This is a genomic window from Candidatus Limnocylindrales bacterium (assembly GCA_035626395.1).
Lineage (GTDB): Bacteria > Desulfobacterota > Binatia > UBA1149 > CAITLU01 > DASPNH01.
Window position 1 is genome coordinate 28,359 of sequence record DASPNR010000001.1, and the last position, 13,898, is coordinate 42,256.

Here is a 13,898-nt window from a genome sequence, read left to right on the forward strand (position 1 = left end):
AATGAGGGTTCGTTCTAGAGGGTGTCGGCGATCGCGATGCGCTGGCCGATCCAGCGCATGACGGGGACCGCCATGGAGTTTCCCAGCGCCTTGTAACGCGGGCCGTCAGCCGCGAGTTTTCCGCGATACATGATGCGGGTGTAGTCGTCGGGAAAGCCTTGCAGGCGCTCGCACTCGCGCGGGGTGACCCGACGCACGGACATCCCGATACGCAGCCGCGTCCCGACCGGATCATGCCCAGGGCCGCCGGCGCGCAGCGTGCCTGCCTCGGGATATTCTCGGACGCCAGTCACGCACTCCTGAAAGGCAACGGCCGGCATGACTCCTCCGTTGGCGTGACTGCCGGTGTGGCCGCCAGCGCGCAGCGTCGGACTCAGTTCGCCGGCGTCGGCACCATAGTCTTTCGCCGAAAAGGCAATCGGCACCAGCGGCGTGCCACGCCCCGTTCCGTCTTCGCTCGCGTCGAATCCTTCGGCGCGAAGCGCGTGTGTCACGAGGAAGGAGTCTCTGCCGTCCCCACCGCACGGGCTGCTACCATCGAGAGCGCCACGCGTAACCGTTCCGGCAACTCTTTGGCCCGGTTCGCGGCGCGGCGCAGAATCCCCGCGCAGGCTTTCGGGCTCAAAAAGAACCGCTGCGGCACGTCGCCAGTCTCCAAGATATCCGACAACGAAGACGCGACGGCGTCGCTGGGGAACTCCGAAGTATTGAGCGTCAAGCACCCGGTAGGCCCACCCATACCCGAGTTGCCCCAAGCCAAAGAGGAATTGGCCGAACGCATTTCCTCGATCAGATAACACTCCGGGGACGTTCTCCCACACCACCCAGCGGGTCCGATACTTTCGAGCCAGAGCAAGAAAGACGAGGGTGAGATTACCGCGCGGGTCATCCAGTCCTTTGCGCAGGCCGGCGATGCTGAACGCCTGGCAGGGGGTTCCTCCAACAAGAAGGTCGATTGGTTCATCGGGCCATGTTTTGAATTTGGTCATGTCGCCCCGGTTTGGGACGTTCGGGTAGTGTTCGCCCAGCACCGCCGCAGGGAATTGCTCGATCTCCGAGAACGCGGCGGCGCGCCAGCCGAGCGGGTGCCACGCCACAGTCGCCGCCTCGATTCCGCTGCAAACTGAGATGTAGGAGATCACGCCTTTTCGTTCCCTACCAGTTGGGGTCTTCCTGACGCGTGCCCGCGCAGATGAACGGCACGCCGGCCGGGCCGGTGCGCTTGTGGGAGCGGAAAAGCCGCACGCTCCCGTCCCCGCCGGCGGGGACGTAGGTCGCGACGTTCTTGCCGCACACGAAACACGCGGCGCGCTCTTCGCGCACGGGCTCGGGCCAGCTCAGCGGGGTTGCTTTGGTGAATCGTGGCATTGGAGTTGTTCCATCAGGGTTTGCCGGTCTTGAAGACCAAGGCTCGCATGTCCGCCAGGTGCCGCTCGGTTGGGCGCAAGCCCGTGCGCCAAAGCTCGTCCATCAACGCCTGCGCCTGCTCGGGTTCGAGCGTCAGTGCGGGATCGTAGCGAAGCCCCTCCGCTACCGGCGCCATGACGATGGGAGACGCGACGGCTTGGCCGGCGCGGATGTAAAGCGCGATGCGGCCCATGTTCCATGGCTCGCGTTCGCAGAAGATTTGTAGCGGCTTCATCGTGAAAGCTGGTTCGTTCGGGTCAGAGCCCGAGGGTTTTCTTCAACGCTTCGCGCCGCTCGCTGTCGCCGTGCTTGTGGCCTTCGGTGTAGGCCCAAACGATCAGCCGCGCCTCTTCCTGCGTGGTCGGCATGTAGCGATAGAACGCACAGACCCCATCGGGGCGCACGATCTTGCTGGGGCCGCTGGGAGCCTCATGGTGCAGCTTCCAGCCTTCGCGGCCCTGGATGTCGGTCACGGTGGGAGCTTGCTCCTCTACCGGATATTCGCGTGAGCCTGTCTGGTGGGTGGCCATAGATTCGTTCGCTACACCGCCCGCTTGGCGCGCTTCCACGCCGCTTGGCACGCCGCCACCTGGACCTTGTTGGCGCGGAGGCCAGGCATCTCCCCGCGCCGCGAGGTGATCGTGCCGCCGGGGCAATAGCCGCGGACGCGGAATGCGACGATCCGAAACCCGTCTCCGGGAAACGTCCGGTCGAGATGTTCCTTGAACTCGGCGACGGTCATCACGCACGGCGGGAAGCCGTCGCGGTCGAGCTGCGCGTTCTCGTTTTCACGACGCGCGTGTGCTGGGCTGAATCGGTTGCTCATGGGGAAATTGGGTTCGTTCGCCTAGGTATTGGGCTCGAGAGCGCCAACGCGCACTGCGTAGTCCATGTAGCGTGCGACCTTCATCGCCTTCCGCTCCTGCGCGGCCTTGTCCTGCCAGTTCGCAGGCAACACGCCGCGATCTACCAGCATTTGCACGACGCCGAGCATGTCGTTGAGTTCGGCAACGATCTTCTCGCGGTTGGTTGGGCCGGTCGTGCCGCGTGGACCTTGTGGGTCCAGGGTGACCTTGTCGTCGAGGCCGAACCGCTGGGCCTTGTGGCACTCCTTGCCGACTTCGCCGCCCTCTTCTGCGAGGACAGCCAATAGGTGATTAGTCGCGTTCATCGGGAAAGCTTTCGTGCCCCTCAGCGCCGACGCGGCCACTCGAACACCAACGCGAGTAGGAAAAGGACGAGGAATACGATGAAGCCGATCTTGGCGATGAAGACGACGACGCCTGTGGCGCCGCTGAAACCAACGACGCCGCACAGAATGGCGACGATCAGGAATGCGAGAGCGTATTCGAGCATAGGTGTCGTTCCCGGTGGCTCAGTCGGCGTGCTCCAACTCCCACGCTTCGATTTCCTTTTTCGCCCCGGATTTCGTGTTCTGGACGATGACCTTCTCGGAGTGCCACGAATACCGCATGTGCTCGAACACGAGCCCGGAAATCATGTTATGGCCGTGCTTCCACTTGACCTTGCAGCCAACGGGAAACTCGGCCGCGACGGCCGCGGCCATTTCGCGCTCGTGCCGGCGATTCATCTGTTCGCGCTCTTCGCGGTGTTCGCGCCAGACACCACGGACGGATTTCTGCGCGGTCGTTTCGATTTGGTGGGTAGCCATAAATTTGTCCCCTTTGTTCGACGGCCTCAGCGTTTGATGGCGCGAGCCTTGTCGATGGCCTCGCGCGGGGTTTTGGAAAAGGTATAAGACTGGGCGTCGGGAAAGGTGAACACGCACCACTCGCCATGGACTTCGCTGAGGTCCACGCGGTTTGCTTCAATCCAGTCCAGCCGCTCCTTGTCCTTCGTCAGTTCTTCGATGTGCTTCGCGAGCCTCATCGTGGTCGCCTCGCGACCGCGCAGGAGCTTCAATTCCTCCGCCGTCTGGCGGAGCATCTTCACCTCGTCATCGTAGGTCCATCCGTGGCCGCGTCTCGCCGCCTCAGTTAGCTTTTCGAGGTGGTTTGCGAGCGTTGTTAGGTCGTCTATTTGAATTTTCATCGGAGATTGGGTTCGTTCTTAGCTGGGTAGCGCGGCGTCGGCCGTCTCGTTGAGGTGGTCGGTCGCCACGGCCACGATCTTGTCGGCTAGTGGCTCGCCCGCATCGCAGGCGGCGCGGACCTGAATCCAAAGTAGGCCCTTCCGGGCGAGCATCAACTTTCGCTCTAGTTCGTGGATGCGGGCTAAGTCGCCTGCGTGATGATGAGGTATCGCAGTCATTCGTTCCCCTACGGGTTGGCGTAGCAGATCTTGCAGCCGGCCTTTTTCGTCATTTCGCGGTGATACACCTCGATGAATCGCGCACGCCGGCCCTTGCCGCGGATGTCGCACGGCCGGACGCCGCAGAAGACCTCGTTGAAGTCGAAGTTCACGACGCACCCGACCTTGCGGACGATTTTCGCCGCGTGGTCGTAGCAATCGCCGATCTCGGCACCAGGCGACGGTTCGAGCTTCAGGTGAAGCGGAGGATTATTCTTCATTGAAGTTGTTCTTAGATGCGCTGCTGACCGGGAAGGCAGTGTTTCTCGAACGCCGCCCGCACGGCCTCGTTTTCTTGGCCTCCGCACAGCTCCTCTAGCTTGTCGCTGTAGCCCATCAGGTCGCCTACCGAGATCCCGACGACTTCAACGCCAGCCAATTGGTGAGTGTTCATCGGGTTCTCGCCCGCGTATTTCTCCGGGTCCGTGATCCGACACACGAAGGTCACGTATCTGCCTTTGAGGTCCATAGGGTTCGTTCGGCGTCAGGCGTGCGGAAGCTCCGTAGACTGCTCGATTTCTCGGTCAATCGCCTCGCGTAAGGGAGGCGTCGAAATCGCATTGCGGCTGATCTGCACAGCGAGGTTGGGGTGGTGCGTAGCAAGGTAGTCGATTCGCGCCACGTCGTCCGCGAATGCCATGATTCCTCGACGCAAGACACACACCTTGTCGTCAAAGAAGCCGTGTTCCTTCCACGCATCAGCCGCGCCTCCGGGGCGTCCGTTTTCAACGTCCTCCTGCGCCGATCGGTAAGCAGAGCGCCACACCTCCCCTACAAGCGAGGAAAGGTCTAACGCGCGTTCATTTGCTGGCTTCATGTAGGCTCCTTCGTTCAGTCGCAGTGGGTCAGCAGCTCAACGCGCTGCGTCAGCTCACGGAGCACGCGGGCAGCGCCGGCAACGTCGCCGACCATCCGGCCGCGCATGCCGCGGTTGCGGATTTCGACGGCGATTTGCTCCAACTCGTGGCTGATTTCTTGGAGAGCGTCTTCGCCCTCATCGTTGATTCTATCGGTGGCTTTCATTTGCGGAGGATGCTGCGAATCGCGGTGCGAATTTGAGCGATGTTGCGGTCGGTCGCGTAGCGGTTCCGGTACGTGGCCATGAGGCGGGAGAGCGCTCGGCGCTGGGTAGTTGTAATCTTCATGCGCGGTCAGTTTAACGCGGCGGTGAACCCCTCTTCCGGCAGTGGCTTCGTTCCCTACGGCTTGGCCGTGATGACGGTGTTGTCGGTGATCTTCACCGACTCCGCGCGGTGGCGCGCCTCGTCCACGCGGGCACAGCAACCCGCGATAGAGTGGACCCCGACCGCGCACGCGACGAAGAACACGGCGAGCGAGATGTTCTCCCACGCCGCGGGGCTCTGCGGGACGACATTGATGACGATTTTGCGGTCGTTAGGCATAGGTGTTGTTCGGGGTTATCGAGCGTAGGAGAGCAACAGCTTGCGCTCTTCGCGGAACTCCAACGCCCACCGCCGCATCAGCGTGCGGTTGCCGTTGTCCCGCGCTGCGCGCGCCATTTGTAGGGCTCGCCCGTAGCGGTCGGCCGAGCGGAGGAAGAAGGGTCGCATCGGGAGTTTCATGGGGTGTCAGCGGTTGATTGCCTTCGCTTCGCCGATGCAGCGGAGAAACTCCACGCAGTCCGCGGCCACCTTGTTTTGCGGATCGGTCTTGCGCACGAGGCGCACGAGCCGGCGACAGTAGGTCGCCAGTTCGCTGCATTCGGCGCTGTAGTCCCCGGCGTCCAGAATCGCCTCAGCGACCATGTCGCGGGTCGGCGCACCGTCGCCATTGATGCCGACAAGTCCGGCCTGCTTGCATCGCTCGAAAAGGGCCGCAGCCCGGTCGTGTGGTTCCATGGGGGTCAGAGCGGGATCAGTTCGACCTTCCGCTTTGAAGGCGCGTCCGGTTCGAGGTGGAGGGTGTAACCGCGCTTCGCGCGCTCGTGGACCGTCTGGTAAAGCCGCAACGCCTGCTTGAGCACGGCGGTCTTGCTCATGTCCTTTTCCGCCGCGAGCTGTTCGAGCGCCTTCGCCTCGGCGTCGCTGTGGTTGAATGTCAACGTAGGCATAAAAATTGGCCACCTTTCGTTCCGCGGTCAGGCGTTGGGTGGAGCCACGTCGCGAAGCGAGTCGGCCGACTCCTTCAACGCGGCAGCGGTTTGGTCCATTTCGTCGGCGTGGCTGTCGAACGCCATCCGGCGGGCACCGATCAACACCGCCTCGATGTTCCGGCGGCACCGGTGTTCGGCTTCGGTGATGAGGTCCCAGAGTTTCTTCTGATCCTCGGGCCACGTCTCCGGCGGACCGTCGAGATGCGCGGGTACGTGCTCGTTGCAGAGGGTCATGGTGGCCGCGCTGACTGCGGACAGCAGTTGGTGCCGCAGCTTGTTGGAGGTCTTGAGGTATTTGTTTTTGGGCATGGGTTCTCCTGCGCTTTCGTTCTTAGCTGGGTAGCGCGGCGTCAGCCGTCTCGTTGAGGTGGTCGGTCGCCACGGCCACGATCTTGTCGGCTAGTGGCTCGCCCGCATCGCAGGCGGCACGGACCTGAATCCAGAACAGCCCCTTCCGCGCGAGCAGCAGCTTGCGCTCAAGCTCGGCGATGCGCGTCATCGCGTCGGCGTAGTGGTCTGCGGAGCGGATCGGATTCACGGGCTTCGTTCCCCTCAGTTGCTCTCGATCCTGGCGGGAATAGCGTCCGCCCGATGCCTCGCCTCCAACGCCTCGACCCGGTCTGGTTTCGGCTGCTCGCACGCGTGCCGCTCGAGGTGGAGTTTCCCACCGCTAAATTCCGCCTGTTCCTCCGGCACGTCGACTGCGGCGCCTGCGACTGGACGCTTCGTGCCAGTCAAATCGGTACGGCCAACGAAGTTTACCTGAGCGAAAGTTTCAGGGACGAGGCCGTGTTCCTCGCCGCATTGTACGAGGACGGCTTTGCCGCGCGCCACGCGACGATAGGCGAAACGATTCTCCTCGGCATGGTGCGCCGTGGGCTGGCCGAGCAGCTTGCTGCGCCGAAGAAGGCGCCGACGCCCCAAAACGGGCGGCCGTGGATGTGGCCTTGAATAGCTCATGAGCGTATGGGGTGTCAGTTGTGGAAATTCTGGAACCGGGTGATATCGCGGAGGAACGTCAGCTTAATCGTTCCAACGGGCCCGTTGCGCTGCTTGGCGACGATCAGTTCGGTCGTGTCGGTCGCTACCTGGAACTGATCTCCTGCGGCTGCGGGACGCGCCATGAGGAGCACGACGTCGGCGTCCTGCTCGATGGCGCCGGACTCGCGCAGATCGGAGAGGCGCGGCGGCCGACTCTCCTTGTCGGCGGCGCGATTGAGCTGCGACAACACCATGACCGGGACGTTGAGCTCCTTCGCAAGTGCCTTGAGGCCGCGGGAGGCTTCGGCCACCTGCTGCTCGCGCGGCACGTCAGACTTGGACGGTGCCATTAGCTGAAGGTAATCAACGACGATGAACGCCAGCGGATGGCGCGCATGCACGCGGCGGGCGCGGGCGCGGATGGTCGAGACCGTGATGGTGCTGGAGTCGTCAATGAAAAGCGGCGCGCGCTTCATTTCGTCGGCAGCATTTACGAGGCGCAGTTGTTCGTCGCCGCCCCTGCTCAGGAATCCGTCGCGCAGCAGCTTCATGTTCACGCGGCTCCGGCTACACAGCATCCGCTGGACGAGTTGCGTAGCCGTCATCTCGAGCGAGAAGACGAGAACCGGCGAGCCTGCACCCTTGGTCGGCGCCGAGATGTTCTCGGCGATATTGAGGGCCAAGGCCGTCTTTCCCATGCTGGGGCGCGCGGCAAGGATGATGAGGTCGGCGCGCTGGAATCCCCACGTGAGTTGGTCCAGATCCGTGAACCCGGAGCACACGCCGGTCTTCTCGCCCTTGCGTTGAACCATGCTGTCGATCACAGCGAGCGCGTCTGGGACAATCTGCGCGGCGCGCTGCATTCGGTCCGAGATGCGGGTCTGGGTTACGGCGAACATCTGGCGCTCGATGTCGTCAACAAACTCGTCGATGCCGCCCGAGAAGTTGTAACAACCCTCAACGGCCTTGGTCGCCGTGCGTATGATCTCGCGCAAGAGGGCTTGTTCGCGCACCTTCTCGATGAAGTACGAGGCTTGTGCGGTTGTCGGGATGCGAGCAGACACCTTGGTCAGGAACGAGTACCCCCCGATAGCGTCGAGGCGCCGCTCGGTCTTCAGCTCCTCCGCGACCACCGACACCTCGATAGGTGCCTGGCGGTTGTAGAGCTCAACCATCTTCTCGAAAATGGTGCCGTGCTTCTGCTCGTAAAATGACTCCGTGGAGATGCGGGCCTCCAGGCAGCGCGAAATGACGTCGGCCCCGTCGAGCAGGCAGCACGAGAGCAAGTTCTCCTCGGCCTCAATCGAATTGGGCAATGTGCGCCCAAGCGCGGCCGCGCCGAGAGTGTGGTGGGTGGTCGTCATGGGGCGGCGACTAGGTCGTTGCGCATCGTGGCGGAGAGGTCGGCCCAGCGCGCGGGGATGGTGATTCCGGGCCACTTGGCGGCGGCCTTGAGGCGCCAGTCGGCCGGCTCGGTGTAGATGTCGGGGCGGGGCGCGGGCGCTGTAGCGTGGCCAGAAACGGCCTTGGGCTCGAAAAGCCCCTGCCAGCCGTTGCGGATCGTCTGGTCGATGGCCTCGATGGCGCGGTCGTGCCCCCATTCGGCGAGCTTGGCCCACTGCTTGGCGACGGAGGCCGGCTTGAGGGGCTTGAAGTGGGAAGCCCGACGGTGGGCGACATACTCGGCCCACTTCGCCTTGAACGCCTCGGTGAGAAGGCAATTGGGCATCGGCACCTCGGGAACTGGCTCTATTCCGAGGTTTGTTTCTGTTTCATTTTCAGTTTCACTTTCATCTTCCGTGTGGGCGGACAAATGCCGGACATTTCCCGGACAAGCACCGGACATTCGTGTACGTCGCTTTCGTTCCGCCTCTTGCGCACGCTCCTTAGCGTTGCGAACCATGCGCCGGTTGAAGATGGTGCCGTTGGCAGTACGGCTCGGGGCGCCTACGCTGTCTAGCTCAGCCAGAAGGGTCTCGTATTGCGCCAGGGTCTCACACCCGCAATGGCGGGCAATGATCGCTGGAGGAATAGGCGAGCCGTTCACGGAGAGGTAGCCGTAGCGGTCCGAGTCGTGCATCATTAGCAGCATCCGAAACCAGAGTCCTTGAGCAGAAATGGAGCAGGCCGCCACAGGATCGCGGAGGTAGTCGCCGGGGTAGATCATGAGGGCGGGACTTTTATTCATCCGGTGGGGCGGGAAGGGGAGAAACGCAGCGCGGTTAGGGGATCTTGCCCGTCAGTTCCCACTCGCGGATTTTGGCCTCGTATGCGGCCTTGAGCGGGGCTTCGTGGGCGGATTTGAGCGATTGCAGTTTCGAGAGGCGGGAGTTGTAGGTTTGCTGTGCGGAGGAAAGAGCGGCGCGAATTGCGGCGATGATGCGCTCGTCGCGGTGGATCGTGAGGAGCAGCGGCGGGAGCTGGCGCGAGTAGGAGAGGAACTTCCACCATGAGCGGCCGGTGACGTACATGGAGCCGTGGACTTGGGCGGCGTACTCCTTGGGCAGCTCGCCGTTGTCGAGGTAGCGGACGTGGGTCGCCGGCTGTGGGCACTTGATCTCGATGCCGCCGAAATCATCGCTATCTTCGTCGCCGTCGATCAGCCCGTCCGGCGAGCAGCCAAACGTGCCATCGTCGTTCGTGATGAAGCCGACGCGCCGCACCGTGACGCCTTGGGAGAACTCGAACCACGGGAGTGCCTCGGTCTCGAGGATAACGCCCTGCTCCATCGCCCACGAGGAGCCGGTGTCCAATGGGAAGCAGCAGAGATGTTCGGCTACCTTGCGGTAAATGTACGTGTCGGGGGTCTGGCCGGTGCGCGGCTTCCACTCGGGCGTGATGAGGTTGTCGAGCTCGGACGCCGTGAAGATGCCGGCGCGGGCCATTAGCCAAGCGGAAGAGCCCTGCTTGTGATCGTGGATCTTCACGACCGCTTCCTCCGGTGCAGCTCTGCCACGAGCACGTCGTAGCGGGACGCAGGAATCTCCTCATACTTGTCGGCGCCAGCGTACCGCAGGAACTTCGCCTCGTCCGCCTTCGTCTCCCTCACCAGTTCGCGCAGATACAGCGCCTTGTCCGGCGCAATGAAAGCGCCGTCGAGTGACGCGTCGCCGTCTTCGTCTTGGTAGGCGTCCTGCCGGATGACGATGTTGAGCGCGTTGAGCAGGGCATTCCGCTTGGCGGTCGTCGCCGCCTTGCAGTCGGCTTGGGTCTCGGAGTCGGCGCGGCCGGTACGGACGGCGAAGGAATTGGACTGCGAGTGACCGCCAACGTGGCGCAGGTGGCATGTCTCGAGCACGCGACCCTCGCGGAAGCCCATCGTGAAGGATACCGTGAAGCCGTGCTTCACGAGCAGGGGCGCAACCACGCGCATGACATCCTCGTACCGCTCGTACTTGCCGCGATTCGGTATGACCGTGGAAGCGACGATGACGGGAAGATCGGCCTGGAGCGCGACGAAGGCGGCATTGAACTGGCGCTCAGCAGCCTTTTCCTCCATCCGCTCGTAGAGCCCCACCAGCTTCTCGATGGCGGCGACGTTCTCTTGGGTTACGCCCTTTTCGATGACGGCGCCGAGCATTTCACCGACGGAAGGGCCGGAGCGCGTGGGCGCGGGGGCGAGTTGTGCGGCCGGCGCGGTGGCCAACGGAAGCTCGGTGTCAACGGTTGCAGTCTTGGTCATGGTGCGGATTCAGCTTGGTTGCAGTCGTGTTCGTAGTCGGTGCGGTCATTGGCCCTCCCGCCAAAAACCGAGTCTGAAAAGGGGAGGCCCCGATGGCCCAAAGGGCGCGCATTAGGTCTTCGTGGCGCTCGCGGCGGACCGCGGCCAATTGGTCGGAAAAGGTCGGGTCGGGTAGTTGGCCGATCATGGGGCGGGTTGCTTCGTGGCTTGAGCGATGTAGTTGGCGAGAACGTCGCGCGTGTGGCTGAAGAGGAAATCGGGGTTGCCGAAGGCGTCGGAGCGGTCGCCACAGGGCCACTTGATCTCGACGGCGAACAGGCTGTTGAACGGCACGATTCGGATGGATAGGGCCTCGTTTTCGGGAGCGCCCTGCGGGTCGAGGTCGTCATTCATAGTCTAACCTCCGGCGACTCCACCGCGCTCCGGTCTTCGTGCTGGCGCACCTCGGTCCGGCCGTAGTCGGCAGGAAACAGCGCCTCCTCCAGCGTCCGCCGGCAGTACGTGCTACCCGCGATTAGCCGCGGAAAGCCGGGAATCGGCTGCGTCAGGTTCCAGTGCTCGATCACGCCGCCGAACTCGCCGAAGTCGGAAGACCCGATGTATTCGGCGGTCTCGCGCAGCGCCGCGTCGCGGTCCTGGGGTCGGAGGAGGCCGCTGGTCATAGCGCCCCTTCCCGGCCCAATTCGGGGGCCTTATACCCCTCGTTTTGTTCCCGTTTTGTTGCCAACCACTCTGGTTTAGAGTGGTGGCTCAGACCGGAATCGAACCGGTGATTCAAGACCCCCGGTGAAAGCCGTCTAAAAGTGGTTGCATCCAGCAGGAGAAAAGTTGCGTCGGGTGTGTTCTGCTGTTGCCGGTTGTTGCCGTGCCCCGCGACGCCAACGTCTACACGCGCGATGATCGCCCCCACTACTTCGTCGCGTACTTCTGCACGCGCCGCCTGAAACGCGTTCATGAGGCGACCCCCTTCCGGGTCGACGACCCGACGGGAAAGCGAAAGGCCCACGCCTTCGCCGCGGCCAAGAGCGAGGCAGCAATCGCGTTCCGCGGTGCCGCCAAGCGCGAAATCTGGAACGCTTGGGTGCCGCGCTACGTCAATGATCGCTACCGCTCGAGCCCGCTCAGTCTCAAGCGGGCCGCGAACGCCTGGGCGTGGCTGAACCTGTACCTGGTCGAGAAGTCCATGCACGTGCCGGCGACCGTCACCCACGAGCACGTCATGAACTACATCCCGTGGCGTCTCGGCCATACCCGCCATTGCGGAAAGGCGTACTCGCGGAATACGGCCATCACCGAGTTGAAGATTTTCGGCGTCATCATGGACGAAGCCGTGCGGCGCGATTACTGCCTGCGCAATCCGTGCGCGCGGCTTCGGCTGCGGCGAGACCCCCCGAAAGAGAAGCCCGAGCTGACGGACGAGGAGATTGCGCTGATTCGCGCCGAATGCGCGCGCCGCGAGGCGCATCTGCCGATTGCGGCGCAATGGATGACCACCTCGTTTGAAATCGCCCTGCATACGTGGTGCCGCCTCTCCAGCACGCAGATTCCAATGCATCTGGTGGATCTCGAAAGGGGCGAACTCACCGTGCGCGCCAAGGGAGGCAAGATGCAGGCGATTCCGATTCACGAGAATTTGGTCCCGCGGCTGCGTGCGCTCAGGGCGGCCAAGGCACCATTCACCTGCGTCCTGCCGAGGCTCGCGGCAAAGGAGTGGTGGGCGCTGCGCCAGAAGATCGGAATTGGCCACACGTGCTTTCATTCTACGCGGGTTTCAGGCATAAGTCGCGCGCGGCGCGCAGGCGTGCCCGAGTCGTTTGCAATGAGGATTGCGGGGCACAAGAACCCGACGGTTCACCGGATTTACCAGCGCGAGCAGACGGGCGAACTTGCGGCGCATCTGAACAAGGTGAAGTTTGCCCCGGCTCCAGAGCCCACGCCCGGCGCGCAACAAACTCCGGGTGGTTCTCCCACCACTTGAGGATGCCGCGGCGCGTGGCGAACTGGCCGCGCCAGGGGCATTCTGGAGTGTTGCGGGAGGCGCGGTGCATCGCCTTGAGGTAGGAAGGGGATAGGCCGGTGGCGTCGGATTGCCGGTCGTAGCCGCGGAGCGGGGTGGAGTCGTCGGGCGCACGCGTCGTCGTGGTGACGGAGTAGTGACCGGGGGCGACTGTGGGCGCGGCGTTCATGATTCGTTCGCTAAGGCTTCTCGATTTTCACCCAGCCCTCGCGCTGGCCCAGGAAGCGCACGCGGCCGGCGCGGCGTTCACGCTGCAAAAGCCGGTCGGCAACGCGTGAGGGGGACGCGTAGCGGACGCCCATACCAAACGCGCCAATCCCCGCTCGCGTTGCAGCGGCGCGAACATCGTTGAACGTGAAAACCCCGACCATTGCCTCGAGGATCGCGGCTTCTTGCTCGGGGGTGATGATGACTCCGTTTTGCGTCATGTGTTGTTCCCCTGTCAGGGGTTCAGCGCGGTCTTGGCGATGGCCGAAGAAGTGGTGCCGCGGAGTTTAGAAATCCGCTCCAATGCCTCGCGCAGCCTGGCGTTCTCGGCCTCCTGGGCGTTTAGCGTGGTCCGCGCGCGCATGAGCGTGAGTATGGCGGGGTGCTGCTTCTGGCGCAGATCGTCGATCCATCCGTCGAGGGCTTCTTTGAGGTCCGCGTCTATGGTTCGTTCAGGCCACCCGCGGCATTTTGCCGTTCTTCTCCCCGCGAACCGACTTCCACCACAGTTCGGGAAGCCCGGTCCACTCGTAGATCGAAGCGTCAAGGCGCCACACGCGGTAGCGCCAGCGATACCAGCGCGAGTTAGCACGGTTCCAGTTGATGGGAGGCTTGATCGCGCCGCGCACGCCGTAGCGGAGGCGGTAGAGAAAACGAACGACGATCTTCATAGGCGTTGTTTAACTTGCGACCTTCACCCCGTCGCTAATCTCGCTCAGCCGCTCCGCGCTGTTCGCGATCAGCGGCACGAACGTCCGCGCCTCGGCCGGCGTGATCGCCGTTCCGCCCTCCGAGGTCGGGCACTGCGCCGCCGCGATCCGCGACAACGCCTCCCTCTGCCGCTGCTCCGCGCCGTACATCGCGTCCCGCAGCTCCGTCAGCGCCGCGATCAGGTCGTCCAGGATGATCCGCAGCACGCCGCACCAGAAATGCGCGCCCCACCATCCCGCCGCACGCGCGCGCTCGGCCACGCTCGCGAGCTTCGCCGACAGTTCGGCAGCGTAGCCGCCGACGGTGGATTTGGGGTCTTCGATCATTTGTCCGCGTCCTTTTTCTCGCGTTCATCCGAAAGGATTTTCGCGTTCGATCCTACGGCACCAATGAGTCCCGAGAAATATTTCCAAATCGCGCTCACGGTGCCGCCACGAATCGCGCTCACGGTGCCGCCACAAATCCCGCTC

General features: G+C 63.4%; 30 protein-coding genes. 2 read left to right on the plus strand and 28 right to left on the minus strand.

Annotation, left to right across the window (positions count from 1 at the left end):
• Nucleotides 1–14: 14 nt before the first annotated feature.
• From VEC57_00175 to VEC57_00260, 18 genes are all read right to left on the minus strand, one after another.
• Complete coding sequence (locus tag VEC57_00175) at nucleotides 15–1,142, minus strand: DNA cytosine methyltransferase (protein HYB97534.1); 1,128 nt, start codon at nucleotides 1,140–1,142, stop codon at nucleotides 15–17.
• Nucleotides 1,143–1,155: 13 nt separating this feature from the next.
• Complete coding sequence (locus tag VEC57_00180) at nucleotides 1,156–1,368, minus strand: hypothetical protein (protein HYB97535.1); 213 nt, start codon at nucleotides 1,366–1,368, stop codon at nucleotides 1,156–1,158.
• Nucleotides 1,369–1,381: 13 nt separating this feature from the next.
• Complete coding sequence (locus VEC57_00185) at nucleotides 1,382–1,642, minus strand: hypothetical protein (protein ID HYB97536.1); 261 nt, start codon at nucleotides 1,640–1,642, stop codon at nucleotides 1,382–1,384.
• A 22-nt stretch (nucleotides 1,643–1,664) separates the two neighbouring features.
• Nucleotides 1,665–1,880, minus strand: a complete 216-nt coding sequence (locus VEC57_00190; GenBank protein ID HYB97537.1) for a hypothetical protein — start codon at nucleotides 1,878–1,880, stop codon at nucleotides 1,665–1,667.
• Nucleotides 1,881–1,948: 68 nt separating this feature from the next.
• Complete coding sequence (locus VEC57_00195; protein HYB97538.1) at nucleotides 1,949–2,233, minus strand: hypothetical protein; 285 nt, start codon at nucleotides 2,231–2,233, stop codon at nucleotides 1,949–1,951.
• Between the two features lie 21 nt (nucleotides 2,234–2,254).
• A complete protein-coding gene (locus tag VEC57_00200) occupies nucleotides 2,255–2,578 on the minus strand; it encodes a hypothetical protein (protein HYB97539.1) in 324 nt (107 codons plus the stop codon).
• A gap of 20 nt (nucleotides 2,579–2,598) precedes the next feature.
• Nucleotides 2,599–2,763 (minus strand): DUF1328 family protein, encoded by a 165-nt coding sequence (locus VEC57_00205; GenBank protein HYB97540.1) that lies wholly within the window; start codon nucleotides 2,761–2,763, stop codon nucleotides 2,599–2,601.
• Nucleotides 2,764–2,782: 19 nt separating this feature from the next.
• Nucleotides 2,783–3,079, minus strand: a complete 297-nt coding sequence (locus VEC57_00210; protein ID HYB97541.1) for a hypothetical protein — start codon at nucleotides 3,077–3,079, stop codon at nucleotides 2,783–2,785.
• Between the two features lie 26 nt (nucleotides 3,080–3,105).
• Entirely contained in the window at nucleotides 3,106–3,459 is a 354-nt protein-coding gene (locus tag VEC57_00215) for a hypothetical protein (GenBank protein ID HYB97542.1), read from the minus strand.
• Nucleotides 3,460–3,686: 227 nt separating this feature from the next.
• Nucleotides 3,687–3,938, minus strand: coding sequence for a hypothetical protein (locus VEC57_00220; GenBank protein ID HYB97543.1), 252 nt, complete (start codon nucleotides 3,936–3,938; stop codon nucleotides 3,687–3,689).
• A gap of 11 nt (nucleotides 3,939–3,949) precedes the next feature.
• A complete protein-coding gene (locus VEC57_00225; protein ID HYB97544.1) occupies nucleotides 3,950–4,186 on the minus strand; it encodes a hypothetical protein in 237 nt (78 codons plus the stop codon).
• Between the two features lie 15 nt (nucleotides 4,187–4,201).
• Nucleotides 4,202–4,534 carry a hypothetical protein gene (locus VEC57_00230; protein ID HYB97545.1) on the minus strand — a complete coding sequence of 111 codons (333 nt, stop codon included), beginning with the start codon at nucleotides 4,532–4,534 and terminating at the stop codon, nucleotides 4,202–4,204.
• A gap of 14 nt (nucleotides 4,535–4,548) precedes the next feature.
• The gene (locus tag VEC57_00235; GenBank protein HYB97546.1) at nucleotides 4,549–4,740 is read right to left on the minus strand and encodes a hypothetical protein; all 192 of its coding nucleotides are present in this window, start codon (nucleotides 4,738–4,740) and stop codon (nucleotides 4,549–4,551) included.
• A gap of 176 nt (nucleotides 4,741–4,916) precedes the next feature.
• Nucleotides 4,917–5,120, minus strand: coding sequence for a hypothetical protein (locus VEC57_00240; GenBank protein ID HYB97547.1), 204 nt, complete (start codon nucleotides 5,118–5,120; stop codon nucleotides 4,917–4,919).
• A gap of 186 nt (nucleotides 5,121–5,306) precedes the next feature.
• Nucleotides 5,307–5,576 (minus strand): hypothetical protein, encoded by a 270-nt coding sequence (locus VEC57_00245; protein HYB97548.1) that lies wholly within the window; start codon nucleotides 5,574–5,576, stop codon nucleotides 5,307–5,309.
• Nucleotides 5,577–5,581: 5 nt separating this feature from the next.
• Nucleotides 5,582–5,788 (minus strand): hypothetical protein, encoded by a 207-nt coding sequence (locus VEC57_00250; GenBank protein HYB97549.1) that lies wholly within the window; start codon nucleotides 5,786–5,788, stop codon nucleotides 5,582–5,584.
• A gap of 27 nt (nucleotides 5,789–5,815) precedes the next feature.
• The gene (locus VEC57_00255; GenBank protein ID HYB97550.1) at nucleotides 5,816–6,139 is read right to left on the minus strand and encodes a hypothetical protein; all 324 of its coding nucleotides are present in this window, start codon (nucleotides 6,137–6,139) and stop codon (nucleotides 5,816–5,818) included.
• A gap of 22 nt (nucleotides 6,140–6,161) precedes the next feature.
• The gene (locus VEC57_00260) at nucleotides 6,162–6,368 is read right to left on the minus strand and encodes a hypothetical protein (protein ID HYB97551.1); all 207 of its coding nucleotides are present in this window, start codon (nucleotides 6,366–6,368) and stop codon (nucleotides 6,162–6,164) included.
• A gap of 53 nt (nucleotides 6,369–6,421) precedes the next feature.
• Here VEC57_00260 and VEC57_00265 point away from each other — a divergent pair, with 53 nt between their 5' ends.
• Complete coding sequence (locus VEC57_00265; protein HYB97552.1) at nucleotides 6,422–6,781, plus strand: hypothetical protein; 360 nt, start codon at nucleotides 6,422–6,424, stop codon at nucleotides 6,779–6,781.
• A 23-nt stretch (nucleotides 6,782–6,804) separates the two neighbouring features.
• Here the strand turns inward: VEC57_00265 and dnaB are convergent, their stop codons facing one another.
• The 6 genes from dnaB to VEC57_00295 form a co-directional block, all read right to left on the minus strand.
• On the minus strand, nucleotides 6,805–8,175 hold the full coding sequence (gene dnaB, locus VEC57_00270; GenBank protein ID HYB97553.1) for a replicative DNA helicase: 1,371 nt from the start codon (nucleotides 8,173–8,175) through the stop codon (nucleotides 6,805–6,807).
• Nucleotides 8,172–8,978: a hypothetical protein gene (locus tag VEC57_00275; protein ID HYB97554.1), complete on the minus strand. Its 807-nt coding sequence runs from the start codon at nucleotides 8,976–8,978 to the stop codon at nucleotides 8,172–8,174. Before VEC57_00275 ends, dnaB begins: the two co-directional genes overlap by 4 nt.
• A 55-nt stretch (nucleotides 8,979–9,033) precedes the next feature.
• The gene (locus VEC57_00280; GenBank protein ID HYB97555.1) at nucleotides 9,034–9,738 is read right to left on the minus strand and encodes a YqaJ viral recombinase family protein; all 705 of its coding nucleotides are present in this window, start codon (nucleotides 9,736–9,738) and stop codon (nucleotides 9,034–9,036) included.
• The gene (locus VEC57_00285; protein ID HYB97556.1) at nucleotides 9,735–10,457 is read right to left on the minus strand and encodes an ERF family protein; all 723 of its coding nucleotides are present in this window, start codon (nucleotides 10,455–10,457) and stop codon (nucleotides 9,735–9,737) included. Before VEC57_00285 ends, VEC57_00280 begins: the two co-directional genes overlap by 4 nt.
• 219 nt (nucleotides 10,458–10,676) lie before the next feature.
• A complete protein-coding gene (locus VEC57_00290; GenBank protein ID HYB97557.1) occupies nucleotides 10,677–10,886 on the minus strand; it encodes a hypothetical protein in 210 nt (69 codons plus the stop codon).
• A complete protein-coding gene (locus VEC57_00295) occupies nucleotides 10,883–11,155 on the minus strand; it encodes a hypothetical protein (protein HYB97558.1) in 273 nt (90 codons plus the stop codon). The genes VEC57_00290 and VEC57_00295 overlap by 4 nt, the downstream gene beginning before the upstream one ends.
• 188 nt (nucleotides 11,156–11,343) lie before the next feature.
• Between VEC57_00295 and VEC57_00300 the strand changes: the two genes are divergently transcribed.
• A complete protein-coding gene (locus VEC57_00300) occupies nucleotides 11,344–12,471 on the plus strand; it encodes a hypothetical protein (protein HYB97559.1) in 1,128 nt (375 codons plus the stop codon).
• A gap of 218 nt (nucleotides 12,472–12,689) precedes the next feature.
• On the opposite strand, the gene VEC57_00305 is transcribed toward VEC57_00300, so the two are convergent.
• From VEC57_00305 to VEC57_00320, 4 genes are all read right to left on the minus strand, one after another.
• Complete coding sequence (locus tag VEC57_00305; GenBank protein HYB97560.1) at nucleotides 12,690–12,938, minus strand: hypothetical protein; 249 nt, start codon at nucleotides 12,936–12,938, stop codon at nucleotides 12,690–12,692.
• Nucleotides 12,939–12,952: 14 nt separating this feature from the next.
• Nucleotides 12,953–13,081: a hypothetical protein gene (locus VEC57_00310; protein HYB97561.1), complete on the minus strand. Its 129-nt coding sequence runs from the start codon at nucleotides 13,079–13,081 to the stop codon at nucleotides 12,953–12,955.
• An 88-nt stretch (nucleotides 13,082–13,169) separates the two neighbouring features.
• A complete protein-coding gene (locus VEC57_00315; GenBank protein HYB97562.1) occupies nucleotides 13,170–13,388 on the minus strand; it encodes a hypothetical protein in 219 nt (72 codons plus the stop codon).
• A 9-nt stretch (nucleotides 13,389–13,397) separates the two neighbouring features.
• The gene (locus tag VEC57_00320) at nucleotides 13,398–13,754 is read right to left on the minus strand and encodes a hypothetical protein (protein HYB97563.1); all 357 of its coding nucleotides are present in this window, start codon (nucleotides 13,752–13,754) and stop codon (nucleotides 13,398–13,400) included.
• Nucleotides 13,755–13,898: the final 144 nt, after the last annotated feature.